Origin of the sequence: Brachybacterium sp. EE-P12, from assembly GCF_003711805.1 — a bacterium.
Classification (GTDB): domain Bacteria; phylum Actinomycetota; class Actinomycetes; order Actinomycetales; family Dermabacteraceae; genus Brachybacterium.
This window is the reverse complement of record NZ_QXCP01000009.1, coordinates 457,367-481,874: the sequence shown is the minus strand read 5'-3', so window position 1 is coordinate 481,874 and position 24,508 is coordinate 457,367. Positions and strand designations below refer to the sequence as shown.

Annotated in this window: 29 protein-coding genes; 20 read left to right on the top strand and 9 right to left on the bottom strand. The window is 69.0% G+C overall.

All coding sequences use genetic code 11. From position 1 onward, the window contains the following. Positions 1-27: 27 nt before the first annotated feature. Both D1648_RS14505 and D1648_RS14500 read left to right on the top strand, forming a co-directional pair. Positions 28-2,454, top strand: coding sequence for a DEAD/DEAH box helicase (locus tag D1648_RS14505; RefSeq protein WP_122943091.1), 2,427 nt, complete (start codon positions 28-30; stop codon positions 2,452-2,454). A 444-nt stretch (positions 2,455-2,898) separates the two neighbouring features. Further along, positions 2,899-4,191 (top strand): heparan-alpha-glucosaminide N-acetyltransferase domain-containing protein, encoded by a 1,293-nt coding sequence (locus D1648_RS14500; protein ID WP_164518734.1) that lies wholly within the window; start codon positions 2,899-2,901, stop codon positions 4,189-4,191. On the opposite strand, the gene D1648_RS14495 is transcribed toward D1648_RS14500, so the two are convergent. Genes D1648_RS14495 through D1648_RS14485 form a run of 3 tightly spaced genes read right to left on the bottom strand, consistent with a single transcriptional unit; the run spans position 4,169 to position 5,024 of the window. Beyond that, complete coding sequence (locus D1648_RS14495; protein WP_122943085.1) at positions 4,169-4,507, bottom strand: Rv3654c family TadE-like protein; 339 nt, start codon at positions 4,505-4,507, stop codon at positions 4,169-4,171. The two genes, D1648_RS14500 and D1648_RS14495, sit on opposite strands and share 23 nt — an antisense overlap. After that, complete coding sequence (locus D1648_RS14490) at positions 4,504-4,917, bottom strand: TadE family type IV pilus minor pilin (protein ID WP_122943083.1); 414 nt, start codon at positions 4,915-4,917, stop codon at positions 4,504-4,506. Before D1648_RS14490 ends, D1648_RS14495 begins: the two co-directional genes overlap by 4 nt. After that, positions 4,914-5,024 (bottom strand): DUF4244 domain-containing protein, encoded by a 111-nt coding sequence (locus D1648_RS14485; RefSeq protein ID WP_122943080.1) that lies wholly within the window; start codon positions 5,022-5,024, stop codon positions 4,914-4,916. The genes D1648_RS14490 and D1648_RS14485 overlap by 4 nt, the downstream gene beginning before the upstream one ends. A gap of 164 nt (positions 5,025-5,188) precedes the next feature. Between D1648_RS14485 and D1648_RS14480 the strand changes: the two genes are divergently transcribed. Further along, complete coding sequence (locus D1648_RS14480) at positions 5,189-5,527, top strand: hypothetical protein (RefSeq protein WP_122943078.1); 339 nt, start codon at positions 5,189-5,191, stop codon at positions 5,525-5,527. 40 nt (positions 5,528-5,567) lie between these two features. After that, positions 5,568-6,416 (top strand): AbiV family abortive infection protein, encoded by an 849-nt coding sequence (locus D1648_RS14475; RefSeq protein ID WP_122943075.1) that lies wholly within the window; start codon positions 5,568-5,570, stop codon positions 6,414-6,416. A 44-nt stretch (positions 6,417-6,460) separates the two neighbouring features. On the opposite strand, the gene D1648_RS17960 is transcribed toward D1648_RS14475, so the two are convergent. Then, the gene (locus tag D1648_RS17960) at positions 6,461-6,718 is read right to left on the bottom strand and encodes a hypothetical protein (RefSeq protein WP_122943073.1); all 258 of its coding nucleotides are present in this window, start codon (positions 6,716-6,718) and stop codon (positions 6,461-6,463) included. A 33-nt stretch (positions 6,719-6,751) separates the two neighbouring features. Here D1648_RS17960 and D1648_RS17955 point away from each other — a divergent pair, with 33 nt between their 5' ends. From D1648_RS17955 to D1648_RS14450, 4 genes are all read left to right on the top strand, one after another. Beyond that, a complete protein-coding gene (locus D1648_RS17955) occupies positions 6,752-6,943 on the top strand; it encodes a helix-turn-helix transcriptional regulator (RefSeq protein WP_164518733.1) in 192 nt (63 codons plus the stop codon). Positions 6,944-7,008: 65 nt separating this feature from the next. Next, positions 7,009-7,419 (top strand): hypothetical protein, encoded by a 411-nt coding sequence (locus D1648_RS14460; RefSeq protein ID WP_126281997.1) that lies wholly within the window; start codon positions 7,009-7,011, stop codon positions 7,417-7,419. Between the two features lie 145 nt (positions 7,420-7,564). Further along, positions 7,565-8,113 (top strand): hypothetical protein, encoded by a 549-nt coding sequence (locus D1648_RS14455; RefSeq protein WP_122943066.1) that lies wholly within the window; start codon positions 7,565-7,567, stop codon positions 8,111-8,113. Then, entirely contained in the window at positions 8,113-8,730 is a 618-nt protein-coding gene (locus tag D1648_RS14450; RefSeq protein WP_122943064.1) for a hypothetical protein, read from the top strand. The genes D1648_RS14455 and D1648_RS14450 overlap by 1 nt, the downstream gene beginning before the upstream one ends. Before the next feature lie 210 nt (positions 8,731-8,940). On the opposite strand, the gene D1648_RS14445 is transcribed toward D1648_RS14450, so the two are convergent. After that, complete coding sequence (locus D1648_RS14445) at positions 8,941-9,606, bottom strand: response regulator transcription factor (RefSeq protein ID WP_122943062.1); 666 nt, start codon at positions 9,604-9,606, stop codon at positions 8,941-8,943. Further along, positions 9,603-10,994 carry a sensor histidine kinase gene (locus tag D1648_RS14440; RefSeq protein ID WP_164518732.1) on the bottom strand — a complete coding sequence of 464 codons (1,392 nt, stop codon included), beginning with the start codon at positions 10,992-10,994 and terminating at the stop codon, positions 9,603-9,605. The genes D1648_RS14445 and D1648_RS14440 overlap by 4 nt, the downstream gene beginning before the upstream one ends. Positions 10,995-11,137: 143 nt before the next feature. On the opposite strand from D1648_RS14440, the gene D1648_RS14435 reads away from it, so the two are divergent. The 10 genes from D1648_RS14435 (at position 11,138) to D1648_RS17945 (ending at position 20,580) form a co-directional block, all read left to right on the top strand. Beyond that, complete coding sequence (locus tag D1648_RS14435) at positions 11,138-11,848, top strand: phosphatase PAP2 family protein (protein ID WP_122943058.1); 711 nt, start codon at positions 11,138-11,140, stop codon at positions 11,846-11,848. After that, positions 11,845-12,771, top strand: coding sequence for an ATP-binding cassette domain-containing protein (locus D1648_RS14430; protein WP_122943055.1), 927 nt, complete (start codon positions 11,845-11,847; stop codon positions 12,769-12,771). The genes D1648_RS14435 and D1648_RS14430 overlap by 4 nt, the downstream gene beginning before the upstream one ends. Positions 12,772-12,791: 20 nt before the next feature. After that, positions 12,792-13,499 carry an ABC transporter permease gene (locus D1648_RS14425; protein ID WP_122943053.1) on the top strand — a complete coding sequence of 236 codons (708 nt, stop codon included), beginning with the start codon at positions 12,792-12,794 and terminating at the stop codon, positions 13,497-13,499. A 778-nt stretch (positions 13,500-14,277) separates the two neighbouring features. After that, a complete protein-coding gene (locus tag D1648_RS14420) occupies positions 14,278-14,553 on the top strand; it encodes a helix-turn-helix domain-containing protein (RefSeq protein WP_122943050.1) in 276 nt (91 codons plus the stop codon). After that, complete coding sequence (locus tag D1648_RS14415; protein WP_241155510.1) at positions 14,550-17,630, top strand: DNA-directed DNA polymerase; 3,081 nt, start codon at positions 14,550-14,552, stop codon at positions 17,628-17,630. Before D1648_RS14420 ends, D1648_RS14415 begins: the two co-directional genes overlap by 4 nt. After that, positions 17,627-17,965, top strand: a complete 339-nt coding sequence (locus tag D1648_RS14410; RefSeq protein ID WP_122943048.1) for a DCL family protein — start codon at positions 17,627-17,629, stop codon at positions 17,963-17,965. Before D1648_RS14415 ends, D1648_RS14410 begins: the two co-directional genes overlap by 4 nt. Beyond that, entirely contained in the window at positions 17,949-18,266 is a 318-nt protein-coding gene (locus D1648_RS14405) for a hypothetical protein (protein WP_122943046.1), read from the top strand. Before D1648_RS14410 ends, D1648_RS14405 begins: the two co-directional genes overlap by 17 nt. Then, positions 18,256-18,798, top strand: coding sequence for a plasmid mobilization relaxosome protein MobC (mobC, locus tag D1648_RS18540; RefSeq protein ID WP_122943042.1), 543 nt, complete (start codon positions 18,256-18,258; stop codon positions 18,796-18,798). Before D1648_RS14405 ends, mobC begins: the two co-directional genes overlap by 11 nt. Next, positions 18,795-20,051, top strand: a complete 1,257-nt coding sequence (locus tag D1648_RS14395) for a relaxase/mobilization nuclease domain-containing protein (protein WP_122943040.1) — start codon at positions 18,795-18,797, stop codon at positions 20,049-20,051. The genes mobC and D1648_RS14395 overlap by 4 nt, the downstream gene beginning before the upstream one ends. After that, a complete protein-coding gene (locus D1648_RS17945; protein WP_122943038.1) occupies positions 20,032-20,580 on the top strand; it encodes a hypothetical protein in 549 nt (182 codons plus the stop codon). Before D1648_RS14395 ends, D1648_RS17945 begins: the two co-directional genes overlap by 20 nt. Positions 20,581-20,633: 53 nt before the next feature. Here the strand turns inward: D1648_RS17945 and D1648_RS14385 are convergent, their stop codons facing one another. Genes D1648_RS14385 through D1648_RS14375 form a run of 3 tightly spaced genes read right to left on the bottom strand, consistent with a single transcriptional unit; the run spans position 20,634 to position 21,849 of the window. Further along, positions 20,634-21,188 (bottom strand): antirestriction protein ArdA, encoded by a 555-nt coding sequence (locus D1648_RS14385; protein ID WP_122943035.1) that lies wholly within the window; start codon positions 21,186-21,188, stop codon positions 20,634-20,636. Further along, a complete protein-coding gene (locus D1648_RS14380) occupies positions 21,185-21,532 on the bottom strand; it encodes a hypothetical protein (RefSeq protein WP_122943033.1) in 348 nt (115 codons plus the stop codon). The genes D1648_RS14385 and D1648_RS14380 overlap by 4 nt, the downstream gene beginning before the upstream one ends. Then, positions 21,529-21,849 (bottom strand): hypothetical protein, encoded by a 321-nt coding sequence (locus D1648_RS14375; RefSeq protein ID WP_122943031.1) that lies wholly within the window; start codon positions 21,847-21,849, stop codon positions 21,529-21,531. The genes D1648_RS14380 and D1648_RS14375 overlap by 4 nt, the downstream gene beginning before the upstream one ends. A 249-nt stretch (positions 21,850-22,098) precedes the next feature. On the opposite strand from D1648_RS14375, the gene D1648_RS14370 reads away from it, so the two are divergent. Both D1648_RS14370 and D1648_RS14365 read left to right on the top strand, forming a co-directional pair. After that, a complete protein-coding gene (locus tag D1648_RS14370) occupies positions 22,099-23,247 on the top strand; it encodes an adenine-specific methyltransferase EcoRI family protein (protein WP_122943028.1) in 1,149 nt (382 codons plus the stop codon). After that, positions 23,244-24,503 (top strand): DUF262 domain-containing protein, encoded by a 1,260-nt coding sequence (locus tag D1648_RS14365; RefSeq protein ID WP_122943376.1) that lies wholly within the window; start codon positions 23,244-23,246, stop codon positions 24,501-24,503. Before D1648_RS14370 ends, D1648_RS14365 begins: the two co-directional genes overlap by 4 nt. The last annotated feature ends 5 nt before the right edge of the window (positions 24,504-24,508 follow it).

The window sequence follows — 24,508 nt, the reverse complement described above, 5'->3', positions numbered from 1 at the left end:
GTGGGGATGCGGAGGGAGCGGTGAGGGATGCGTGCAGGCAGGGCGTCCGAGCTGCTCAGCGACCTCAGCGCGCCGCTGACGCGCCGCGACTGCCTCACCCACGTCGAGCGCCGGCCCGCTCGTCCGGGCCGCCGGGGGAGCTTCCCGGAATGGACCGATCCGCGCCTGGTGCTCCACCTCGCCGAGCGCGGCATCACCGCCCCCTGGATCCATCAGGAGCAGGCCGGGCGCCTCGCCCACGACGGGCAGGACGTGGTGCTCGCCACCGCCACCGCCTCCGGCAAGTCCCTCGCCTATCTGCTGCCTGCACTCACCGCGATCGGCGCGAGGGAGCTGGATCCGGAGGCGCCGCGCGCGACGGCGCTGTATCTCGCGCCCACCAAGGCGCTCGCCGCGGACCAGCTCACCAACATCACCGCGATGGCCGACGGCGCCGGGATCCGCGATGCCCGGATCGCCGTGTACGACGGGGACACGCCGACCGAGCAGCGCCGCTGGGTGCGCCGCCACGGCACCTTCGTGCTCACCAACCCCGACATGCTCCACTTCGGGATCCTGCCCGGCCACGAGCAGTGGGCGCACTTCTTCCGCGCCCTGCGCTACGTGGTGGTCGACGAGTGCCACAGCTACCGCGGCGTGTTCGGCAGCCATGTGTCGATGGTGCTGCGACGCCTGCGCCGGATCGCCGCGCACTACCGCGCCGACCCCACGTTCGTCCTCGCCTCGGCCACGACCGCGAACCCGGAGCTGTCCGCCTCACGGCTGATCGGCCGGGACGTCGAGGCAGTGACCGAGGACGGCTCGCCCCGGGCCGGGCTCACGATCGGTCTGTGGGAGCCGGGCACCCGCACCCGCGTCGACGGCCGCGGCGACCCGGCCCGCTGGGAGGAGCCCGGGCACGGCGGCCCCGGGGACGCGGGCGACGGGGAGGCTCGCCGCGAGGACCCGCTGCGCCGCTCGGCGACGAGCGAGGCGGCGACCCTGCTGGCCGATCTCGTCGAGCGTCAGGTGCAGACCCTCGTCTTCGCCCGCTCCCGCCGCGGCGCCGAGCTCGTCTCCTCCGGAGCGCGGAGGCTGCTGGGGCAGAAGGCCGAGGAGCACGCCGACGCGCGCCTGGCCGCGGACGCGCAGCGCATCGCCGCCTATCGCGGCGGCTATCTCGCCCGCGAGCGGCGCGTGCTCGAGGACTCCCTGCGCAGCGGCGAGCTGCGGGCGCTGGCCTCGACCAACGCCCTCGAGCTCGGGATCGACATCTCGGGACTGGACGCCGTGATCGTCGCCGGCTGGCCCGGCACACGGGCCTCGCTGTGGCAGCAGTTCGGCCGCGCCGGACGCCGTCAGGACGCCGGCGGCGGCTCCCTCGCCCTGTTCGTCGCGAGGGAGGACCCGCTGGACACCTACGTCGTCCACCACCCCGAGACGGTCTTCGGCGCGGAGGTCGAGGCCGCGGTGTTCGATCCCGCGAACCCGTACGTGATGACCCCGCACCTGTGCGCCGCCGCCTCCGAGCTCGCGATCCGCGACGGCGAGGAGGAGATCTTCGGCCCCACGGCGCGCGAGCTGCTGACGACCCTCGCCGCGCGCGGCGTGCTCCGCTCCCGCGCGACCGGCTGGTACTGGACGCTCAGCGAGTCCGCGCACGAGCTCACCGACCTGCGAGGCAGCGGCGGCGAGCCGGTGCGGATCGTCGAGGAGGCCGGCGGGGAGCTGCTGGGCACCGTCGACGCCGCGAGCGCCCACACCCAGGTGCACGACGGCGCCGTCTACCTCCACCAGGGGCGCAGCTATGTGGTGAACCGTCTGGACGTGGACCAGGCCGTGGCCTTCGTGCGCCGGGAGGACCCGCTGCACTCCACCCATCCGCAGACGGCCTCGACGCTGCGTGTCCGCCAGGTCGATCGGGAGCTGCCCTGGGCGCAGGGGGTGCGGCTGTGCTTCGGCACCGTGGACGTCACCGACCAGGTCACCGGCTACCAGGTGCGGGACGTGTTCACGCAGGCCGTCCTCGCCCAGCACCCCCTGGACCTGCCGCCGCGCACCCTGACCACCAAGGCCGTGTGGTGGGTGATCCCGCGCGAGCGCACCGATGCCGCGGAGATCCCCGGCGAGGAGCTGCCCGGCGCGCTGCACGCCGCCGAGCACGCCGCCATCTCGATGCTCCCGCTGCTGGCCACCTGCGACCGCTGGGACATCGGCGGGCTCTCCGCCGCCCAGCACGAGGACACCGGCGAGCCGACGATCTTCGTCTACGACGGCGCGCCCGGCGGGGCGGGCTTCGCCGAGCGCGGGGCCGACGACGCTGCGGCCTGGGTGCGGGCCACGGCCGACATGATCGCCGAATGCCCTTGCGAGGCCGGCTGCCCGGCGTGCGTGGTCTCCCCGAAGTGCGGCAATGGCAACGAGCCGCTGTCGAAGGCGCAGGCGGTGCGCCTGCTGGCCCTGCTCGAGGAGTGAGCCGGGCCCGGTCCTCGGGCGGGGGCGGCTGTCGGGCGGGGGCGGCTGTCTGGCGGGGGCGGGGTCGCAGGCCAGATCGTGTGCAGGGTGCTGCCGGCACCCCTGAGGGCTCATCGCCGCCGCCTCCGTGTCGCCGTCGGGCCTATGGTGACGAGAGGTGGCCATATAGCCAGCTCGTGTCGCCATAGGCCCGCGGACGACGGCCGGCGTGGCCAGGCGCCGCTCCGAGGCCCGCACCGCCCCGGAGCCCCCCCCACGGCACGCCCCGGCCGCACACACATCGTGGCCAGTCACCCCGCGGATGCCCGCCCGTGGACGAAATGTCCGATTCGGGGTCATACTGTGTCGCGTCGCCCGGTCGGGCGGAGCCCGCAGGGCCCGAGCGCCGCACGGGCCCCTCGAGCGGGCAGCGGCGCTGAGCCGCGCACGGAGGAGGAGCCGCCCATGAGCAGTGCAGTCCTGCACGCGCCCGTGCAGAAGCGCACCCCCGCCGCGACAGGCCCGCGCCGGCGACTGCGCGCACTGGTCTCGCCGCCGCGGATCAACGCCCTCGACATCGCACGGGCGCTCGCGATCCTCGGGATGATCGGCGCGCACGTCGGCGACATCCCGCCCTTCGACCCGACCTGGCCGCCGAGCTACCTCGCCGTGGTCCACGGACACTCCTCGATGCTCTTCGCCGTGCTCGCCGGCGTGTCCATCGCGCTGGTCACGGGTCGGCAGAGCATCCCCGCCCGCGCCGAGCTGCCGCGGCTGCGCTTCGCCCTGCTCGGGCGGGGCGTGACGATCTTCCTGATCGGGCTCGTGCTCGAGCTCCTCGGCACCGGGGTCGCGGTGATCCTCACCTTCTACGGCGTCGTGTACATCGCGGCGATGCCCGTGCTGCGCCTGCGTCCCTCCCGGCTCCTGCTGCTCGCGCTGCCGATCGCGCTGCTGGGCCCCGTCCTCGTCGCGCTCGCCGAGGTGCTCTCCCTGGGCTCGACCGGCAGCGGCACGGATCTCGTGCTCACCGGGAGCTACCGCTTCACCGCCTGGGCGCCGCTGATCCTGCTCGGCATGGCGCTGGGACGGATGCCGCTGGGCCGACCGCGCCTGGCTGCGGCGCTGACCGGCATCGGCGCCGGCGCCGCCCTGCTCGTCACCGCCGTCGGGCTCGGGCTCGCGGCGCTGCTGGGGACCCTCGCGCCCTCGACCTTCGGCCCGGTCGAGGAGACCTCCGGTATCGAGGAGACCTCCGGCGTCACCGCGAGCGAGGCCGCCTCGAGCGAGGACCCGGTCGACGAGGAAGCGCCCGAGCTGGGCTGGGACGGCTACGGCGAGGCGTTTGCGCAGACGGACCCTTGGCGCACGCTCCAGGAGGCCGTGCTGTCCCCGTCCCCGCACTCCGGCTCGACGATCGAGATCATCCGCTCCGCCGGGCTCGCTCTCGCCCTGATCGGAGGCCTGCTGCTGGTGGCCCGGCCCCTGCGCTGGGTGCTGCTGCCGCTGTCCGCGATGGGGTCGATGCCGCTGACCTCTTACACCGTCCATCTGTTCTCCCTGGTCATCCTCGTCGGCCCCGGCGGCTGGATCGCCGACAACCGGGTGTGGGCCGTCTCCGCCCTGGCCCTGCTCGCCGCCTGCACCACCTGGTCCGCGCTGAAGGGGCGCGGCCCGCTCGAGCGCGTGACCGCCTGGGCGGCTCGGCGCGCGGGCGAGTCCGTCGGCGAGACGGTCAGGTCTCCGGCAGCTCCGTAGGCCCCGGCCCCGCCCGTGCGCGTGCGGACATGGCCGGCAGCGGCCCCGCATCGACCTCCACCCGGACCAGGACATCCCACTCGCGCAGCTCGCAGCTGCCCAGCCGCGCGCCGTTGCGCTCGGCGACCGCAGCGGCGACCTGGCAGGGATGCGGATGGGCGACCGCGAGCGCGTCGGCGCCGGCGAGGGAGGCGAGGTCCGCGGCGGTCCCCGCCTGGGAGCGGGCAAGCACCCCGCCGCCCAGCAGCGCGAGCGCCGCGACGACCGCGGTGGTGGTGCCCGTCCACGCCAGCACCGATGCGCCGCCCGTGCTCATGTCCCCGCTCCCTGGGCCGCGCCCTGCTCGAGCAGCTGCGGCTCGAGGCGGGCCTCCGCGTCGGCGCTCAGCGCCCAGGAGGCCCCGCCCAGAGCGCCCGACGGGGCATCCAGCGTGCGCGTCACCTCGACCCGCACCCACTCGCCGGACCCGGAGACGGCCACCTGGGTGCCGGGGCCGCCGATCCGCTCCGCCGCGGCGACCGCGACAGCCTGGTCCTCGCCGCGGGCGAGCTCCCGTGCCGCGCCGCGCGCCGCGCTCTCCAGACGCAGCTGGGAGCCGAGCCCCGCCCCGGTCAGCAGCACCAGCACCACCATCACCACCACGACCGGCAGCACGATCGCCGTCTCCGCCGTGGCGGACCCCCGGTCGTCCCGCAGACGGGACGACCGGGCGGACCGCGTCCTCACGACCCCATGGACAGCGCCGAGGTGATGATCCCCATCAGCAGCGTCCGCACCTCCCCGGATGCCAGCAGGGCGACCAGGACCGCAGCGAAGCCGCAGGCGGCGGCCATGAACGAGCTAGGGCATACTCAGCCAGCTGTCCCCCTGGCCCGCCCATGCCGTGGTCAGCGTAGACGAACACCAGGCGACTCTGTAGCTTGACCTACGAGGCGACCCGGTCGCAGGGCGGCGTCCCCGCCCCGCTCTCTCGACCGGTCAGGACGCGAGGAGAGGCATGGATCGGAACGAGAAGAAGCGGCTCCGAGAGCGCATCGGAGAGCACCTGGACGTGTCCGGCGCACGACTCACCGATGACGAGGCGCTGCAGCTGGCTGACCTGGTGGACAACTACGAGAACTACCGGGGGCAGAGCGAGACGCGGACCAGCAGCTACGACGGCTGGAGCTCCGACGGCAAGTACACCCGCGAGGTGACCGTCACGCACACGTTCACGGACGACGTCGGCATCAGGACGGACTCGTCGTACCGGGACGACGACGGCCAGAGCGGAGAGTCAAGCACCGAGACGAAGGACGCGCGCGGCATCCTGAACTGGCTCCGGGACCACCGCTAGGCGGGTCCCAACTGTCGGAGGCAGGGACGAGACTGGCCCCATGCCCCGTCGCCAGCACCTCCCCGATGACCTCACGCCCGGCCAGGTCGTCGCGCTGCAGGACGCCCTGCTCTCCAACGCCGACCGGCTCCTGCAGGCCGCCGTGGCGATGCTCGAGGGCGACAGCGCGCCGCTGGCGCGGTCGCTGGCCATTCTCGGCATGGAGGAGTCCGGCAAGGCGATCGCGTTGCACGAGCGCCGCGTCCGCATGGCCTACGCGCCCGAAGGCGAGCCGTTCGTCGACGTGCGGCTCCAGGAGGTCTGGGGCGACCACGGCCTGAAGCTCGAGACTGTGCACCGCTTCCTCGTGCACGAGGAGTACTGGTTCGGCGTGGAGCCGTCCGACCCCGAGGAGAACGCCCGCGTCCTCGGCGCGATCGAGCAGTGGCGGCGCGACCACAACCAGCTCAAGCAGCGCGGCTTCTACGTCGACGTCTCGCCGGAGGGCGATCCGGTGACGCCCGAGGGGGTGGCCGACGTCGACGCCGTGCGCGAGGTAGTCGGCCACGTCCACCAGATCGGGTGGCAGCTGCGCCTCGGCGAGCACATCGAGGGCAAGCGCCGCCTCGAGCGCGAGCAGGACGTCCCCCCGGCGACGGAGGAGCACATCGAGGACATGCGGCGGATCTTTCGCCGCCTGGACCCCGCGATGGCCGAGCGGATGCTCGAGTCCATGCGCGAAGGGACGAAGGGCGAGAAGCTCAACAACGCCGCCTACGCGTTCGAGCTCCCAGAGAACCCGTTCGAGACCGTGGGCAGGCTCGGGCACGAGGCGGAGGACCGCGAGCTGCGGGCGCTGTGGGAGCACGTGCACCCAGAGAGCCCGGAGGACCCTGCCAGCAGCTCCTGAGGGGCAGCCCGCGCGGCCGGTGCGCCGTGCCGGCGCGGCTCACCTCAGTGCTCGACGCCCTGCAGGCCCTCGAGGCGGTGCTCGGCGTAGGCGAGAGCCAGATCTGCGTCCCGGACGGCGTGCTCGCCCTCCTGGATTCGGTCCAGGAGGCGCTGCACGGGCACGGCGTCGGCCTCCTGGGCCACGAGCTCGCCTGGGATGTGGACTCCCTGGTCGAGCAGCCAGTACGCCGCCCGCACGGCGATGCGCTCGTCGACGGTGAGGTGCTCATGCCGATCGCGCCTGAACGCGAGGAGCTCCATGGCGGCCGCGAGGTAGTCCCGCTCCGCCGTCCGATGACAAGGCTGGCCGAGGCGGCCGAGGTGCATCGCAAGTCGATCATCCAGATCGAAGCGGGTCGGGTCGTGGCGAAGGTCTCCACGCTGTACGGCATCGCCCACGCGCTCGGCGTCCCGCTGCCGGAGCTGGTCGCGCCGGTGTGCGCCCGGCACCCAAAGGCCGTGGGGACGCCCACGCCCATCGTGTAGGGCCACCCGCCGCTCACACTCCCTCCCCCACGGCCACCGGCTCCGCGGCGGCGACTGCCCTCGTCGTGCCCCTGAGGAGCGCGGCGACCACGCCGATGATCACGATCGCCGCCACCGAGACGATCGCCGCCCTCGAGGATCTCCTGCCCCAGTCGTGGCCCACGGCCGAGGGGCCCCTGGAGGAGCTTCTGACGCTCGCGCACCTCACGGGCGAGGACCGAGTCCTGACGACCGCGATCGCCACGGCGCTGCGCGACGAGGTCACGCTCGACGACGGCACCCTGCCGCTGGGGATCAGGTTCCTGTCCAAGCATGGGCACCCCGCCCAGGGCACCGGGACCTGTTGGGCGTACTGGATGCGGTACGTCGATCGCGGTCTCGACGAGCCGGCGACCAAGACGCGCCAGACGGAGATCCGCGAGGATGACGCTGATCTGATCGCCGTCCAGACCTACTGCAAGATCAAGAGCCGCTGAGCTCACCGCGGTGAGGGCCACGGGAGGGCTCCTCGCTCGGCTGTATGCGGCCGGGTCGGGGGCTGGCGCTCTGGGCCTCCGGTCGGCCGGCCGCGCGGGCGATCTCCTGCCCCATCGCCTTTGCCTCTTCGCCGGTCAGCACCCTATGTCCGACCAGAACATCAACATCAAGCTCGACCGCGGCGGCCCCGAGAACCACGCCTGGACGGTGCTGGGCACCCTGCTCGCCTGCGGCGCTGTCGGCATGGCCGCCTGGGCGATCTCCAATGCCGGAGCCCTGGACCTGGCTGTGACCGGCATGTCCTTCTTCTTCATGCAGCTCATCTCCATGATGTTCAAGGCTGGGCTCATCGTCGTCCCGGAGAAGAACAGCAAGGACTTCGGCGAGACGCGCGGCCTGCTCAAGACCGCCTGGCGCGAGTTCCAGGAGTTCCAGGGTCGCTCGCCCATCTGGCGGATGGCGCTGCTGGCGCTCGGCTTCACCCTCGGCTACATGATCTTTCGCTGGGGACTCTCGGTGGCGCTCGGCATCTTCAGCAACATCTGGATCGCCGGTGCCGCCTCCGCGCTCATCGCGTCCTTCATCGTCGCGCCGCAGCTGTTCATGAACCTGGTCTCGAAGATGAAGACGAAGTCGGGCGTCCAGGTGAAGACGACCACTGGTACGCCCGATGCCGAGAGGGGTGACGTCTGATGACGAAGGCGGCGATCACGACCATCGGCGCAGCACTGCTGGTCGCCGCTGCTCTCGCGCTCAGCGGGTGCAGCTACCGCGGCGACGACGAGGACCGCGCCGCGTTCCATGCCGAAGCGCAGGATCCAGTCCCCTCGGCACCGGCTACCGAGCCTACCGAGCCGGAGACCCCGGCCGAGGAGACAGGCGACGAGAGCACCGAGGAAGGCGGCCAGGGCGAGAAGTCGGGCGCGACCGCGGAACTGGGCGTCGAGGACGGGCAGGTCCAGTATCTCCGCGCGATCCAGAACTTCTCGCCCGCGCTTGAGCGCTGGGTGCTCGACGAGGAGGCGGGCGAGGTCACCTACGGGATCGTCAACTGCGCCGGCCAGACGAAGTCCGAGGGCGTCGCCACCTTCGAGCGGGTCGACGGCGGCGATGGAACAGCGTTCGAGGCGACGTGGATCGGCAAGTCGCCGTTGGAGAACGTCGCGGCGGAATCGATCCGTCTCGAGATCAATGACGAAACTCCCACCAACTTCTCGGACGTCGCCACCTCGCGCACGAAGACCGAGGGCGGGAACTTCGCTTCGATGTGCGCCGAGGCCGGCGAGACAGCCGCCGACTTCGTCTTCTGAGAATGACCACAAGAACGCCCCCAGATCTACTCCGGGGCCTTCTCCGCGCGAGCAGGGTCGGACGCGACTCGGGAACAATGGTGCCGTGGCAGATTTCGATCTCCTCTGCGCGGCGCTTGTCTCCGCCCCGAAGACACCATCGAAGGTCTCGTCGCGGGCGTTCCGAAGCTCCGGCACGACGAAGCCTGATCGTCGTCGTCCCGAGAAGATCTAGGCTCGTCCGGCGCGAAGGGCGATGAGGGCTGCTTCTACGCGGTTGCGCGCTTCAGTGGTCCGCAGGATCGCGGACACGTGCACCTTGACGGTGCCGGGAGCGAGGTGCAGCGCTGTCGCGATCTCAGCGTTCGTCTCTCCTTGGCTGAGCCGGATCAGGATCTCTCGCTCGCGAGCCGTGAGGCGTTCGAAGCGTTCGACGGCGCTCGCGTACTGGGTGTACGTCGTCGAGACGCCGGAGTCGAGCAGACGCCGGGCGACCGAGGGCGAGAAGAACGCTCCGCGACCGGCGACGGCGTGCACACCGGCGATCAGCTGGCGCGGATCGCCGGACTTGAGGACAAACCCGTCTGCGTCGAGCCGGATGGCCTCGGCGATGTAGTCGTCCTCCCCGAACGTGGTGACGAACAGGCAGGGGAGCGCGCTCCCGTCGGAGCGGAGCCGTTGCAGCGCGTCGAGTCCGCTCATCCCGGGCATCTGGATGTCGAAGAGGGCGACGTCGGGACGGTGCGCGTCGATCTTGCGCAGGGCCTCTGCTCCGTCGGCGGCCTGGGCTACGACCTCGATGGCGGGATCGGTGTCGAGGATCCCGACGATGCCGGTCCTCACGAGGGGGTCGTCGTCGGCGACCAGGACTCTGACCGGGGCCTTGGTCGCTGTCATCGTTGTCCTCCTGCGATGTACTCGGTGCTGGAGACCTTGTCCTGCGCGAAGCAGATCCGGTACACGTCCCCGGCAGCGTCGTCAAAGGTGTTCGCGGTCACGGCGTAGTCGTGGCAGTCGTCCGGTCGGTTCTCGCCCCGGCTGGCCGGCAGCTCGTGGCCGGGCAGGATCCGCTCGGTCTCCGCCCGCGTGTCTCCGACGCTGATGCTTGAGAAGGCCCCTGCCGACAGCAGCGCGCGGTGGTTCTGCACCACCGTCAGCGCCTCGACCGCTGCGAGCCCGACGACGACGATCGCCGCAGTCGAGGCGAGAATCAGTCGCTGGCGGAGCTTCGTTCTGCCGGTCGAGCGCTCATCGACGTCTCTCGTCGTCTCCACAGCGCGATCATCGTGCGTGCTCTGCTCCTGACGGCGAGCCGGGAGGGCCGCTGAGAGGACGAACGCACTGTCCGTCTTCTCCGCGGCGAGTTCTCCGCCGTGGGCGCGGAGCTCACTTTCCAAAGTGCTCAGGCCCGTGCCCGCTGTGTGCGCGTCGGCAGGAGTCTCGCCGAGAGCGTTCTCGATCTTCAGACGCAGCTCGGCACCGGCGTCGGCAGCGGTGATGTCGATCGGGGTGCCGGGAGCGTGCCTGCTTGCGTTCGTGATCGCTTCTTGTAGGACCCTCGTGACCTGCTCGCCTCCAAAGTCCTGCAGCCGCCTGGGTTCCGGCAGTCCTTGCACGGTGATGCGCGCACCGGCTGCGCGGGCCCGGGCCAGCAGTGCATCGACAGATGCTGCGCCCATTGGCAGCACGGGAGCGCCGGATCTGAGGTCGGAGACGGAGTCCCCCAGGCGTTCGACCGCGTGGGCGAGGTCGTTGCGGGCGTGTAAGAGCGAGGTGCGGGCGCTCTCGGGCAGTGCCGGGTCGATCTCGAGCCGTCCGAGATTGAGCGCGACGAGGCTCAACGAGTGGCCGAGGTCGTCGTGCAGCGCCTGCGCGAGGGCGAGCCGGTCGGCGGTGGCGCGCTCCTTGAGCTCGGCCAGGCGCTGGACCTGCCGCAGCTCTCGCTCGCGGTCTGCCCTCCGCCCGAGGACGATGTACTGGCGCACGGCGAGACCGATCAGCCAGGGCACACCAGCGCGCATGAGCGCCGGGGGCAACTCCTCCGCGACGTAGAGCCAGTGTCCGTCGAGCCACGTGGCCCGGGCCATGCTCACGACGACCAGCACTGCCAGTCCTCCCAGGCCCGCGCGCGGACCCCTGGACCAGAGCCCGATTGCGATCGCGGCGATGCCGGTGAGCAGGGCCATGAAGAGGCCCGGCTCCGGCGCGGAGGCCAGCACCCCGAAACCGATCGCCGTTAGCGCGTCGACGCTCCGGCGCGCAGACGGGCGATCAATTAGGGTCATGCGCTCCATTTTACCGGGGACCGTGGGCTCGCCGCCTCCCCCGATCGGGCGTGCGCAGCACCTCGCCGGTATGACCGTGGGCATAGACGAGTCGCCCCGCATGGCAGATTCTGAGGCCGAACCGCGTCCATAGCGTGGATTTCATGACTCACGAAACTTCGACGCGCACGCTTTCGTCGCCGCGCAGATCCTCGTCCCGCCCCGTGCCGTGGCCCGCGCTGTTGATTGCCGTTGCAGCTCTTGCTGCCCTCGCTCTGGCGACGTATCCGGTGCGTGAGCGCCTCTTCACCGCTGTCGCCGGTCTCGCCGAGGGCTCGGCACTGGCCTCGGCGGTGGGATCCGTGGCCGAATTCGGTCTGCTTGCCCTCGTGGCGGCCGCCGGCGTCCTCGCTCTCTGGTGCTGGCTGCGCGAGCGCCGGCGGTTCTGGCTCCTGGCGCTGGCTGGACTCGGCGTGATCACGGCCTACGGATTGAGCGAGGCCGTCAAGCTGCTGGTCGAGGAGCCGCGGCCCTGCAGCGTCGTCGACACTGCCACTGTGCTCAGCTGCCCCGGGAGCGGGGACTGGTCGTGGCCGTCGAATCACGCCGTCCTGGCCGCTGCCTTCGCCACCGCCTGCATCCTCGTCGTCCCCCGCCTCGCCTGGTTCGCGTTGCCTCTCGCGCTGGCGATCGCCGCCTCTCGAGTGGCCGCCGGAGTCCACTACGTCCACGACGTGCTCTCCGGTCTCGCGCTCGGTGCCCTCGTCGTCGCGGCCGTCGTCGCCGCGGCGTCGCCGGTGCTGGACCGGCGTCTGACTGGCGGACGGGACGGCCATCCGGATTCGGCCAGCCGGTCCCAGGGCGGGCGCGCATGATCGAGGTCGACCGTCTCTCGAAGCGCTACGGCCAGGTGACCGTTGTTGAAGGATTGAGCTTCACGGTCCCCGACGGATCCATCACCGGGTTCCTCGGCCCGAACGGAGCCGGCAAGTCCACGACCATGCGATGCCTCCTCGGGCTCCACAAGCCCACCACCGGAACCGTGCTCATCGACGGGCTCCCGCTGACCGCCCAGACGAGGCCGGCCGAGGTCGTCGGAGCCGTCCTCGACGCCTCCTGGTTCCACCCCGGCCGGACCGGACTGGCGCACCTGACGACCATCGCTGCTTCTTCCGGCCTACCCGACCGCCGTGCCTGGGAGGTACTCGAGGCCGTCGCGATGACCCAGGCAGCTCATCGCAGGATCGGCGGCTACTCGCTCGGGATGAAGCAGCGCCTGGGGCTCGCGGCCGCCCTGCTGGGCAGACCACGCAACATCGTCCTCGACGAGCCGATGAATGGCCTCGACCCGCAGGGGATGGAGTGGATGCGCGCCTTCCTGCGCGATGCCGCCGCGAGCGGCCACGCCGTCCTTGTCTCCTCCCACCTGCTCGGCGAGATGGAGACCCTCGCCGACCGCCTCCTCGTCATCGACAACGGCCGCTCGCTCGGCCAGTGGGACGTCGCCGATCTTCTGCACGCGCGCAGCCGCCAAGCGCTCCTCCGCACCGACGACGACGAACGCCTCGAGCAGGCTCTGCGCGGACTGCGGGTCCCCGTGACCGCACTTCCCGAGGGACTCTGCGTGACATTCGACGAGACGGTCCCCGACGCGCTCACGCTCTCGCGGACCTGCCGAGACCTCGACGTGCTCATCACTGCCCTGACGGACAAGCCGATCCGGCTGGAAGAGGAATTCCTCCGCCTCACCGACCGATCATCCGAAGCCGAACATGGCACAGAAAGGCCCGAGCGATGACACGAGCATTGACAGCTGAGGTGCGCCGACTGCTCACCGTGCGCTCCACAGGCATCTTCGCTGCGCTGCTGATCGGCTGCTGCGTCGGCCCTATCGTCCTGATGGGCATCGTCTACGACCCGGCCTATCGAGGGCCGATCGACGCCGGTGATCTGGGCAAGTGCGTGAGCATCTTCCATGTGCTGGCCATCGTGTTCGCCGGCACACACACCGCGACCGAGATCAATGCGGGGTCGACGGCGCTGTCCTTCCTTACGCAGAAGAGTCGATGGGCCTCGTTGGCGGCACAGGCAGCGGTCCAGTGGGCGTTCCTCGCATTCGCGTACGTCGTCGGCATCGGCCTCGCACTCGTCGCGGCGAGGTTCTATCCCGACGGGCTGGCCATGTCGCCGCGGGGGTGGGCCTATCTCGCGGCCTATCTCCTCGTCGTTCTCCTGTGGGTGACGATGGCGACGGCGCTTGCCGTCCTCACGCGCTCCGTCGCGGTGTCCGTCGCCGCGCCGATCACGTGGATGCTCCTGATCGAACAGCTCGCGTCCATGGTCCCGATGCTCGAGGCGATCACGCCGTGGCTGCCGTTCAACGCCAGCCACATGCTCCTCGCCCAGGCACTTGGAGAGGCCCCTGCAGGCATGTCCGTGTGGCCTCCTGCCGTCGCGCTTCTCGTACCGGCACTCGGCCTGGCGGGCGCGGGGCTATGTGCCCATGTCCGACGGGACTCGGCGTGATGGGCAGGCCTGCGCCTCGCATCCGCCGCCCAAGACGGTTCGTGGCGTCGCAGGGCTGGGGCTGACTCACACCGCCGTTCAACAAACGGTCGTTGACGTGAACAGTGGTCCGGAGGAGCCGATCGCGAGCATTTCGCCGAGTGGGTGTTCACAAACCCGTTCAACTACTTCTAGACTAGACAGAGGCAGTTGAACGGGTTAAATGGCTCTTCAGAGCTGAGTGTGGGCGCGCCGGTGGTGCGGCGTAGCTGGGTGCAGACGTCGAGGTCCTCAATGATGAGCGGACTCTTACCTCTGCTCGCACCAAGGACCTCGACGATGCCTAACCCTAGTTGCGTATGCCCGAACGCGCTCGATCGCTGCAACCTATATCGCTCTAGGGAGTATTTAGTTCCGTTCGCTGGGGTGCCTGTGCGGACAGGCTGAGGGGTGGCGAGAGTTGACAAGACCTGATAGGATCGCGTTAGTTCTTGTCGGTCGCGATCGTGAGGCTTGCAGGAAGGGATAACCCCGAGGGTGGATGCGAGCTACGATCTCGCACCACGGAGTAGCGCTCCGAACGGTCAGCGGCCGGTAGATCCTCCGACACGTAGAGAACGCGTAAGCCCTGGAGTGGCAGGCCAGGCGGCGATTAGAGGCTGGGTAGGGAGTCAGCGCTCCCGTAAAGCGATGGTGGCTCCGGCCGCCAGCGAGTAGAGCACGGCACACGCAGGCCGCCCAGACAGCAAGCCGGGAAAGCACCCCTCTCCGGACAGTTCAAGCTGTCTGGAGTTCCATCATGGCCGCACCGGCCCTCCTGTCTTTGAAGTCGCTATCCGAGCGCTTCGACACCCCTGTTTCTACCCTCCGCTACCACATCCGCACCGGGAAGCTGAGCGCCGTCAAGGTCGGCGGTCGGGTGATGGTGCCTGAGGAGGAGGCGGTCGCCTTCCTCCAGCCCGTCTGTCCGGCGGGCAAGGTCGACGCCGCGGTCAAGGCGATCGTTGACGCCGCACCCAGACTGACCACCGAGCAGCGCGAGCAGCTCGCGGTCATCCTCGGGGGTGCCGCATGAGCGCCTCGACGACTGTTCTGGACCTTGGCGATAAGGCCAGCGCACTTGAGGATAAGGGCTTATCGTCAAGTGAAATCGCGCAAAACCCCAGGTCAGAAGTGCTGGCGGCAACGCCGTATGGGGAAAGCCCAGTTGCCGCCGCCGCCGCCAATGGGTGGCGCGCCACGGTCGTGGAGGACACCGCCACGTCCAAGAAGCACCCGGCGAGCTTCGCGGTGCTGACCCGGACCATCGACCGCGCCAGGCGGAGCGGCACCGGCGGCTTCGGCACCTACCAGTCCGTCGCTGCCATGGGCTCGGGCACCGGGTCCGTCGTGATCGGCTTCGACACCGAGTTCGTGGGTGTCAGCGAGACTGACCCCGAGCGTGGGTGGGTCGGGGAGAGCACCGAGGTGGTGCGGCGCATCGTCTCCTATCAGTTCGCTGCGATTGATCCCACGGACGAGACCAGGCTGCGCCTGGTTGTGGTGTTGCCGCAGACCTACGACGGTCCCTTGGGGCCGCGCCAGGCGCGCCTGTCGGTGGAGAAGGCCCTCGGCATCGCCATCGAGCACCTTGGGCTCCACGAGCACCCGCTCGCGGTGGGGTGGGGCGCACAGGGGGCTGCACGCGACGACGTGAAGGACTCCGAGGGCAAGTATCGCCCCAGCCGGTGGTTCACCACCAAGGTGGACTCGCGGGCGCTGCCGATCACGCTGGTGGCGCACCTCCAGCATGCGGACCTGACCACGTTTGTGGACCGGCGCAAGGCCCTCGACACCTGGAATCTCGCCTATCCCGATCGTGCTCGGGAAGCACCCTCGCGTGCGGGCTGGTCGGGCTACAGGGGGCGCTGGCTGGACTCTGACGTGCCGGACATCCTGCGAGCGGTGATCTCGGCCAGCGCAGGCATGGTCTCGCCGACCCCCGTGCGCATGGTGCTCGACGGGGCGAACTGGTGGTGGGCGCGGCCTATCGAGCTTTCCATCCGCGACACCATGGCGCAGTCCGGTGCGCAGCCGCTCCGCGCCCTCGGTGAGGCGGTTGGGGTGCCGAAGCTCAAGGTGCCCGGCGGCCGGATCAAGCGCATGGACGAGTACCTCGCCAAGCACCCGGTCGACTTCATGGACTACGCCGCGAACGATGCGGTGATCGCGCTGGAGTACGTCTCCCAGGTCTACGGGGACCACAAGTCGGTGCCGCTCACGCTGCCCACGGCTGCTGCCCGCGTAGTCCGCGAGAGCATCACCTGCGCGATCGAGAAGGGCGGGTTCAACAGCGTCTTTGGCGGGCTGGTGAAGGTGGACAAGACGGTCGATGCCATCACCAGCGTGGAGAACCAGCTGGACTACTACCGCAAGCGCGAGCTCCAGCCCATCGACGGCTCGGCCGCGACGTGGATTCACGCGAGCGCTCTGGCCTTCCGAGGCGGCTACAACATGAGCGCCGAGCTCGGGCTGTTCGAGCAGGAGACGCATGACCTGGACCTGCAGTCGTGCTACCCCACCTCGAGCTCGACGATCTGGGACGTGGACTACCTCCATCCCGACGGCGTGATCCGCAAGACGGTCAACAACCAGCAGCTCAAGCTCGAGGACTTCCAGGAGGGCGGTCCGCTGACCCCGTTCGTGGGGTTCGTCAGCTTCGAGTTCCCTGAGGGTGTGGCCTTCCCGTGCCTGCCGGTACCGGTCGAGGGGTCGATGATCTACCCCCGTACTTCCGGCGATGCGCGAGGGGTCTGGGCTGTGGGTCCCGAGGTCTGGCTGGCTCTCACGCTCGGCGCGACCGTGACCTGCCAGATCGGCCACTTCGGGCACACGCGGCGAGATGAGGAGGGCACCCCCTCGCGCCTGCTGCGCGGGGCCTACAAGCAGCTCCTGGATGACCGCTCGCGGGCGAAGCGGGAGTACGGGCCAGAGTCCTTCCAGCAGGGCGTGCTCAAGCTGATGGCCAATGCCCCGTACGGCAAGCTCGCGCAGGGTGTCATGGGCCAGCGCGGCTGGGATGCGTGGGCTCAGGAGCGCGATGCTGTGGGCGGCTCCGCCATCACTTCGCCGTGGCATGCGTCGATGACCACGGGGCTGGTGCGTGCGGTGCTGCTCGCTACGCTGAACCAGCTTCACGACCTGGGGTGTTCCACGCCGAGCTGCACAACGGATGGGTTCATCACCGATGCAAAGCTCGATGTCGTTGATGGGCTCGACCTCTACGGGCTCGGTGATCTGTGGCGTGAGACCCGCGAGGCGCTCACCGGATCACGGTCCATGTGGGAGGAGAAGCACGCCCAGACCGACCTGCTGAACGTCACCACGCGGGCGAACTTCTCGCGCCAGCCGGGCGGCGTCCTCGCTCATGGCGGGTACAAGCTGCCCGAGGGCATCAAGAAGGACAGCCAGAAAGACCGCGACCACATGTACGAGCTCATGGTCACGCGGGACGGTGCCCTGCCGGTGACGATGAAGGTCTTCCCCTCAATGCAGGAGCTCACCCGCACGGAGAACCGCCTGGACTTCGCGCCGAAGACGGTGCGCAAGCAGCAGACCATCGAGTTCGATCGTAAGCGGCGTCCCGTCCCCGAGGGGATGACCGCGCACATGGTGATGATCGGCGAGAAGGTCTACGAGGTCGCCCACGTCCACACCGTGCCGTGGGAGTCGCCTGCTGACGCTGAGCTCGGGCGGTCGGTGGACAAGGGCCTGAAGCGCTGGGACGACGAACTGGGTGAGCCGGTCTGGGAGCGCTCGCCCGTGCGCCGTACCCGTGAGCAGTGGAACGACTACTTCGAGCGCCTCGAGGCCGTGCTGGATGAGGACGGTCGGGTCGCTGAGGCGGAGCGCCGGGATCGCATTAGCAAGGGCATTGTCATCGCGCACCGCCAGGAGATCATCCACATTCCGTGGTTGTCGGCCTCGCGTCCGCTGGCTGACCGTCTCGATGCGTTCGAGGAGTTCGGGCTGCCCCGGCCACGTGAGCGGTTCTGGTCGCACGCGCGCTCGAAGGCCGAGCGGCAGATCGACGTGGACCTCGATGCCATCGCCCCGTACGTGGCCGAGATGTTGGCCATCGACCCGTTCGAGCCGACTGAGGAGGGGCGATGAGCTACACACTCGGCGGCCAGCGATTCGCCACCAAGCGCGACGTCCGCGCTCACGCCAGCGCCGTGCTCAACCGAACTGGTCTTGGCGAGGTCATGCAGGGCGAGGACGAGCTCTTCACCCGTGAGCTGCTCGCCCAGCACCCCCGAGTCGCCCAGAAGCACGGCGTGGGTGTTGCGGCTATCACGGTCGCGGTCATGCCCGAGTGGGGTACCCGGAACTTCCTCGTCCTGCGCGAGGACGGGTCGGTCGACAACTGGTCGATCAAGAAGTGCATCACCAACCTGCGGCCCGATGCCGCGCCTACCGGAAGGAGCAATCATGTCCACTCTCGCTGAGGAGATCGCCGCCGCCCAGGCCAAGGTCGCCGCGCTCAAGGTCCAGCAGGCTGAGCAGGAGAAGAGGGAGCGCCGCGAGCTCGCGGACACCCTTCTTGTGCTGGTCGAGGAGCGCGCCGACGGTCCCGAGCACCACACGACGGGCACCGAGCTGCTGACCGAGGCCAGGCGTCGTGTCAGGCGCGAGGCCGAGGCTGTCAGGGCCCGGCGTCGGGAGGCTGCGCGTAAGGCGGCTGCCACGAGGAAGCAGGCTCGCGCTGCTGCCGAGAACCACGCGCAGGAGGTCACCCATGACCACTGACCAGCGTGGGACAACGGGGAGGGGTCCAGGGGAGGGGCGTAGCCCACTCCCCGGCCAGCACGATGAGGCGGCAGCCGAATCGTCTGCTGGCCGTAGTACCAGCACCAGGGACCCGCACGAACGTAGTTCGGACGGGCAAGGGGCTGGTACTACCTCCCCGGCGGGCGCGGCGTCCTCCCCTCGGTCACGAGATCAGGGAGGCGACCGCCGGGGTGCGCGCCGCCAGGCGCGCGGGCACCGCCTCACTGTACGGCTTGACGATGAGGAGGCGGGGCAGGTCGCAGACCTCGCCGAGCGGTACGGCATCTCGGGCGCCGGGGTGTTTCGGGCCGGGGTGGCCGTGCTGGCTGGTGCGCCCGTGCCGCAGCCGCCGAACGTGGACTTGCTGGCCGTGCGGCGTGAGGTGAACGCGCTGGGCGTCAACGTCAACCAGATCGCGCGGCGTGTGAACGGTGGCGAGCGTGTGGCGGCGGTCGAGCTGCAGCAGATGGTCGACATGTTGCACGAGCTGGTGCGGAGGTGGTCATCATGAGCGTCACCAAGGTCTCGCCGTCCGTGCGGGCTGCAGCGTCGATCATCTACGCCTACTACGGACGGCCTGCGGACTTTTCACGCTCGCGTGCGGCGGGTGAGCTCTCCGACTTCGCCTCGCCGATGGACGCGGTCGAGCAGATGGAGGCGATGACGCGGGGCACCGGGCGCAAGAACCAGGCGCTCACGATCATCCAGTCCTTCTCGAAGGAGGAGATCGACGCGAGCGACCCCGAGCAGCTCGCGCTCGTCACGGAGGCGGGCTACCGGCTCGCACGGCGGGTCGCGCCCGGCTCGCCGTGCGTGGTCGTGACGCACGATGACAGCGAGGGCGGGCACCCGCACAACCACATCATCATCGCCAACCATGACCTGGAGACAGGGATGGCGGCTCGTGGCGGGCAGGGCCTTCGTCATCACGAGCTGGCCGGGGCGAACGACGCCGTGATGCGCGAGATGGGCCTGCAGGTCGTGGCGCGCACCGAGCTGGCCCACGACGTGAACCGCTCCCGCGCTGTGGAGAAGACCGACCTCTCCCAGCTCAGCGTGGACGAGCTCGACAAGTCCACGTGGCGGGAGTTCCTCGCTGACCGCGTGGACGAGGCCCTCCAGGACTCGCGCTCGGTTGACCTCGACTCCCTGGCCGAAGTGGCCAAGGAGCACGGTGTCTCGATCCGGGCGAAGACAGGCAAGCGGGCGACGGGTCTGACCTACGCCCTGGTGGATGAGAACGGCGAGGTGCGCAGGGCAGGCCGCTCGAAGTTCGCCAGCACGGGCACGAAGCTCGGCGCTGATTACACGTACGAGGGCGTGCTGGCGAGCATCCAGCAGCTCCGGGAAGCAGAGAAGGAGATCGACGATGAGCAGGGCTATGGAGAAGGTGATGAGCTCAGCGCAGCCGTCGCACGGCTCGCAGCAGACGGACCCCGCCGAGGCGGTGGGGGTACTCGTCACCGCGATGGAGAAGCAGGCGGAACGGCTGGGGTATCTGGAGGCGGCGATCGAGGAGCTGGAGAAGGAGATGTCCACGCGCGCTTCGACAGCGGACAGCTCGCTGCACTCCGAACTGCGCTCGCTCGCGAACGCTCAGAGCGAGATGAGCAAGACGCTCGCCGAGATCGGCAAGACCGTGAGCGACGAGCGCGTCGTGAAGACCAGCGACGGCGAGACCGTGAGCGCCTCGCAGCTCTCAGCTCACTCCCTGGTGTCGAGGCTGGAGAAGCAGATCGCGGTGATGAGCTCGAGCTCGGCTGAGCTCGCGGAAGCTGTCCGCAAGCGCGGCAGGATCACCTTCGACATGAAGGAGCTGCAGAGTCACGTGGCCGGGCTGCTCGACCAGCGCCTCCAGCGCGCCGTGGAAGCGCCTGTCGCGCGTCTGGAGAAGGCCCTGGGTGGTCGGATCGATGCTGTGGGTGCGGAGGCTCGTGAGGCTGGAGAGCGGGCGGAGGCGGCGTCGAAGCAGGCTGCTCGGAGCATCGAGGCCAGCGCCTCCCGCATCGAGAAGTCCCGGAAGGTCGGCTGGCCCGAGGTCGGTAACCTCGCCGCGGCACTGCTCCCCTTGCTGGTCGCGGTCACCCTCGTGCTCGGGCTCGGGCGCGTGCTGGTCGTGGATGTGCTGGGCTTGCCGGTGGTGACCGCGTGGCTGTGGGGGCAGGTGTCCGCTGCGTCCTCGTGGTGGGCGGCTGGCCTGTGGGTGCTCGCTCTGGTCTCTGTGGTCGGCGGGACGGTGGCGCTCGTGGCGTGGGCATCGAGGCGGCTCTACGAGTGGTATCAGCGCTGGTGAAGAAACGAAAAGAAGAACCCCAGCCCGCGAGGGCTGGGGTTCATCGCTATGCGTCAGAGGTTGTGGAAGACGTACACGCCGCCGTCGGGCGCGTCCTCCACGGTGTAGTCATGGCGCAGGTCACGGGTCCAGGAGTCCCAGTTGAAGTACCGCTGGGCATCCGCTGACCACCCGGCCATCATGCCGGTGGACTCGACCTGATCCTCGGCGTACTCCCGGAAGCTCTCCCAGTGACCGACGTAGCGCTCAAGGAAGTCCGGTACAGACGGGATGTCGCCGGTGCCCTGCGCGACGTAGCAGCCCGAACGAACCCAGGCGCACAGTGCGGGCCACAGTTCCTCGCCTACCTCCTCGTAGACCTCGCCCCACTCCGCAGCCTCCAGGAGGTCCATCTCGCGGTCCACGGGGAGGTTCTCCACGTCGAGACACCAGATCTCTTCGCAGTAGGGGCTACGACGGCGCTGGCCACGGTGGACGGACTCGAGGTCAACGGCCCCGGCCTCGGTGCAGTTGAACCAGTCGCCGACGAGATGGCCGTTGTTGCAGCAGCTCAAGCACACCGCCCAGACGCGTGGGACGTAGCTGACGATGATGGTCGTGGCGGTCATGATGGGTCTCCTTCGAGCGGCAGGCGGTAGAGGCTGTAGAGCCCGAGCTGGTGGTCGATCAGCAGCCAGTAGTGCTGGTGACCGACATGCGCGCTGTGGAGCTGATGGGATAGTTTTCCGAGGTCAGAGGCGGTCGAGCGGTAAGGATCGAGCTCAGCGGCCGCGTCTGTCTCATCGCCGTAGTCCCACGCCGAGAGCACCGCGGCCACAGCATCGACGGAGCCGCCCATCGCGTTCGCCTCGTCCACGACCTGCTCGTATGCGTCACCAGTGAGCGTGATGATGTGGCTCAGCGGCTCGCTGGTACGCAGGTAGGGAGGGTTGAAGCGGACATCGGCGCTCACAGGCACACCACCTCGTCCAGCACGCGCACGCGGTAGGCACGGGACGAGAAGGGCCCTACGCGCAGGGACTCCAGGGGCGATACGACGCCAGCGATGGCCAGCGCATCGGCGAGGCCAGCGTGCTCGGACCAGTCCTTGATGAAGACCTCGCCCATACCTGCGACGTAGCCGTAGACGGAGAGATCGGTGGACAGGCGCTCCACACCTTGCTCATCGAGGAGGTCGAGCGTGCCTGCGCCGCGGTCGTGCCGGATGTGGCCGGTGAGCGTGATGTGCGGGAGGACGAGGCTGACGGGGATTGCCGTGGTCGTGGACATGGTGACTCCTTCGATCGGTTCACCACCTCTCCCGGCGCGGCCTCGCCGCGTCCTGGATGCTCTCCCCAGGAAGGTGCTGAGCCAGGGATGCCACGGTGTCCACAGATCGGTGTCGCGGTTGTGCGACGTGCGGTAAGATCCTCGACAGGAATATTGGACACTTTTCTGGGCCGTCCTCGGGGCTACGGGGCTGCTCAGCGGGGTGTCCAGCAATGGACCGGTCTTTTCACACGCGAGAGTTGAGGGCAGATGGCGAACACGAACCTGGGCGAAGCTCGGAAGAAGAAGAAAGACGAGTTCTACACGATGTACCCCGACATCGAGCGGGAGATGGTCGCGTACTGGAACTTCAACAAGGACGTGTTCCGAGACAAGGTGGTGCTGTGCCCCGCCGACGACCCCGAATGGTCGAACTTCGGCAAGTTCTTCGCCGACGTGTTCGACGAGTGGGGGCTGAAGAAACTCATCTGCACGAGCTACGCACCGAAGTCGAACCAGGGCGCACTGTTCGCAGTCGACATCCCCGAAGAGCAGAACGCGCCCCACTACGACCCGGACCTGTCCATGACGCGGGGCCGAGTGCGGGTGCTGGAGCGCAAAGACCTCAACGGCGACGGAAAGTTCGACCGCCAGGACATGAGATGGTCCTACCTCGAAGGCGACGGCGACTTCACATCACCAGAGGTCACATCCCTCCGCGACGAGGCGGACATCGTGGTGACCAACCCGCCGTTCTCGATGTTCCGCGACTTCGTGGCATGGCTCATGGCCGGCGACGTGCAGTTCTCGATCATCGGCAGCATCAATGCCGTCACCTACAAAGAGGTCTTCCAGCTCATCCGGGACAACAAGCTCTGGAAGGGTGCGACCGCGAACTCGACAGACATGATCTTCCGAGTGCCGGAGAGCGCGGAGGTGAAGCCGGACGACCGTGCGAAAGCCATCCGCATGCTCCGGGCCATGGGCGGGCAGTATGCCAACCTGCCGGATGACGCGAACTACACACGGCAGGGGAACTCCTGCTGGTTCACGAACATCGAGCACGGCAAGCGCCACGAGTGGCTCGACCTCGACACGATGGAGCGCAACCGGACCAAGCGCAAGGCGAAGAAGGTGATCCGCGACCGCGGCTACCCCAAGTACGACAACTACGACGTGATCGAAGTGGGCTTCACCGACGCGATCCCGAGCGACTACGACGGGGTGATGGGTGTGCCCATCTCCTACCTGGACAAGCACAACCCGGAGCAGTTCGAGATCATCGGGCTGGCGGCCGGGAATATCCGCGGCCTGGCCGGCGTGCCGACGAGCACAGGCAAGGACGGCCCCTACATCGACGGGAAGCTGAAGTACGGACGCATCTTCATCCGCAACCGCAATCCGGAGGCATCAGCATGAAGACCACACTGCTGCAAGACACGACCGTCCGCGACATCCTGGACGGCTTCACCTGGGACCCCACGGAAGACAAGGGCCTCCACGGGTGGGGCGGCAAGCTCACCATCCAGCCCGAGTACCAGCGGAACTACGTCTACGGCCTGGACGGCGGCGCGAAAGAGGTCAAGGTCATCGAGTCGCTGCTCAGGGGTTACCCCCTGGGCCTGCTGTACTTCGTCCACGACCCCAAGAAGACGGATCACCCCTATGAGGTGCTCGACGGGCAGCAGCGGATCACCTCGATCGGCCGCTACCTGCAAGGCCAGTTCTCGGTGCTGGTGGATGGCTACGAGAAGCGCTATGCCAGCCTGGACCCTGCCATCAAGGACAGGATCCTGGACGCGAAACTTCTCGTGTACGTCTGCGAGGGCACGGAGGCCCAGATCAAGCGGTGGTTCGAGACGATCAACATCGCAGGTGAGCCGCTGACGAAGCAGGAGCTGCGCAATGCGGTCTACGCCGGACCGTTCGTGACGGCCGCCAAACGGTCCTTCTCGAAGGTCAACAACAACAAGAACCTGGAGCGGTGGCTGGAGTGGCTGCCGTTCAGCCCGGCGGACGCGAAGCGGCAGCGAGTGCTGGAACGCGCACTCGAATGGGTCAGCTCCAGGGACGATCCGGCTGAGGCCGATGACGACCGCCGAGTGAACCTGTATATGGACGCCCATCAGCCCAGTGGTGACGTGAGCGCGATCGTGGGGCACATGGACACCGTCACCGGCTGGGCCGAGTCGCTGTTCCCGAACGGGGGCAGCGGCCGGCTGGGTCTGACGAAGCAGGACTGGCACCAGCTGTGGACCGACTACCGCGGCGTGGTCGGTGATGACGCGGACGCACGCCTCACCGCCGCGGAGTTCGAAGCGCGCTGCATGGAGCTGGTCAAGGACGATGAGATCAGGGGAGCCAACGGCATCATCGAGTTCGTGCTCGGCGACGAGACCGACGGCAGGCTGCTGAACCTCAGGGGGTTCGACCCGTCCACGAAGAAGCGGGTCTACAACCGGCAGACGGCCGAAGCTCAGCGCAGGCAGGTCAGCAACTGCCCCGACTGCGCGCAGTATCCGGCCGATCGCAACGACCAGGGCACCAGAGTGTGGGCACTGTCCGACATGGACGGCGACCACATCAAGCCCTGGTCGAAAGGCGGGAAGACGGTCGAGGACAACTGCCAGATGCTGTGCAAGAGGCACAACAGCGCCAAGAGGGACATCTGGTGACCGGC

Excerpts from the sequence above, each read along its gene's own strand:
- D1648_RS14505 (WP_122943091.1), top strand. The coding sequence starts at position 28 with ATGCGTGCAGGCAGGGCGTCCGAGCTGCTCAGCGACCTCAGCGCGCCG.
- D1648_RS14500 (WP_164518734.1), top strand. The coding sequence starts at position 2,899 with ATGAGCAGTGCAGTCCTGCACGCGCCCGTGCAGAAGCGCACCCCCGCC.
- D1648_RS14495 (WP_122943085.1), bottom strand. The coding sequence starts at position 4,507 with ATGAGCACGGGCGGCGCATCGGTGCTGGCGTGGACGGGCACCACCACC.
- D1648_RS14485 (WP_122943080.1), bottom strand. The coding sequence starts at position 5,024 with ATGGCCGCCGCCTGCGGCTTCGCTGCGGTCCTGGTCGCCCTGCTGGCA.
- D1648_RS14480 (WP_122943078.1), top strand. The coding sequence starts at position 5,189 with ATGGATCGGAACGAGAAGAAGCGGCTCCGAGAGCGCATCGGAGAGCAC.
- D1648_RS14475 (WP_122943075.1), top strand. The coding sequence starts at position 5,568 with ATGCCCCGTCGCCAGCACCTCCCCGATGACCTCACGCCCGGCCAGGTC.
- D1648_RS17960 (WP_122943073.1), bottom strand. The coding sequence starts at position 6,718 with ATGGAGCTCCTCGCGTTCAGGCGCGATCGGCATGAGCACCTCACCGTC.
- D1648_RS17955 (WP_164518733.1), top strand. The coding sequence starts at position 6,752 with ATGACAAGGCTGGCCGAGGCGGCCGAGGTGCATCGCAAGTCGATCATC.
- D1648_RS14455 (WP_122943066.1), top strand. The coding sequence starts at position 7,565 with ATGTCCGACCAGAACATCAACATCAAGCTCGACCGCGGCGGCCCCGAG.
- D1648_RS14450 (WP_122943064.1), top strand. The coding sequence starts at position 8,113 with ATGACGAAGGCGGCGATCACGACCATCGGCGCAGCACTGCTGGTCGCC.
- D1648_RS14445 (WP_122943062.1), bottom strand. The coding sequence starts at position 9,606 with ATGACAGCGACCAAGGCCCCGGTCAGAGTCCTGGTCGCCGACGACGAC.
- D1648_RS14440 (WP_164518732.1), bottom strand. The coding sequence starts at position 10,994 with ATGACCCTAATTGATCGCCCGTCTGCGCGCCGGAGCGTCGACGCGCTA.
- D1648_RS14435 (WP_122943058.1), top strand. The coding sequence starts at position 11,138 with ATGACTCACGAAACTTCGACGCGCACGCTTTCGTCGCCGCGCAGATCC.
- D1648_RS14430 (WP_122943055.1), top strand. The coding sequence starts at position 11,845 with ATGATCGAGGTCGACCGTCTCTCGAAGCGCTACGGCCAGGTGACCGTT.
- D1648_RS14420 (WP_122943050.1), top strand. The coding sequence starts at position 14,278 with ATGGCCGCACCGGCCCTCCTGTCTTTGAAGTCGCTATCCGAGCGCTTC.
- D1648_RS14415 (WP_241155510.1), top strand. The coding sequence starts at position 14,550 with ATGAGCGCCTCGACGACTGTTCTGGACCTTGGCGATAAGGCCAGCGCA.
- D1648_RS14410 (WP_122943048.1), top strand. The coding sequence starts at position 17,627 with ATGAGCTACACACTCGGCGGCCAGCGATTCGCCACCAAGCGCGACGTC.
- D1648_RS14405 (WP_122943046.1), top strand. The coding sequence starts at position 17,949 with ATGTCCACTCTCGCTGAGGAGATCGCCGCCGCCCAGGCCAAGGTCGCC.
- mobC (WP_122943042.1), top strand. The coding sequence starts at position 18,256 with ATGACCACTGACCAGCGTGGGACAACGGGGAGGGGTCCAGGGGAGGGG.
- D1648_RS14395 (WP_122943040.1), top strand. The coding sequence starts at position 18,795 with ATGAGCGTCACCAAGGTCTCGCCGTCCGTGCGGGCTGCAGCGTCGATC.
- D1648_RS17945 (WP_122943038.1), top strand. The coding sequence starts at position 20,032 with ATGAGCTCGAGCTCGGCTGAGCTCGCGGAAGCTGTCCGCAAGCGCGGC.
- D1648_RS14385 (WP_122943035.1), bottom strand. The coding sequence starts at position 21,188 with ATGACCGCCACGACCATCATCGTCAGCTACGTCCCACGCGTCTGGGCG.
- D1648_RS14375 (WP_122943031.1), bottom strand. The coding sequence starts at position 21,849 with ATGTCCACGACCACGGCAATCCCCGTCAGCCTCGTCCTCCCGCACATC.
- D1648_RS14370 (WP_122943028.1), top strand. The coding sequence starts at position 22,099 with ATGGCGAACACGAACCTGGGCGAAGCTCGGAAGAAGAAGAAAGACGAG.
- D1648_RS14365 (WP_122943376.1), top strand. The coding sequence starts at position 23,244 with ATGAAGACCACACTGCTGCAAGACACGACCGTCCGCGACATCCTGGAC.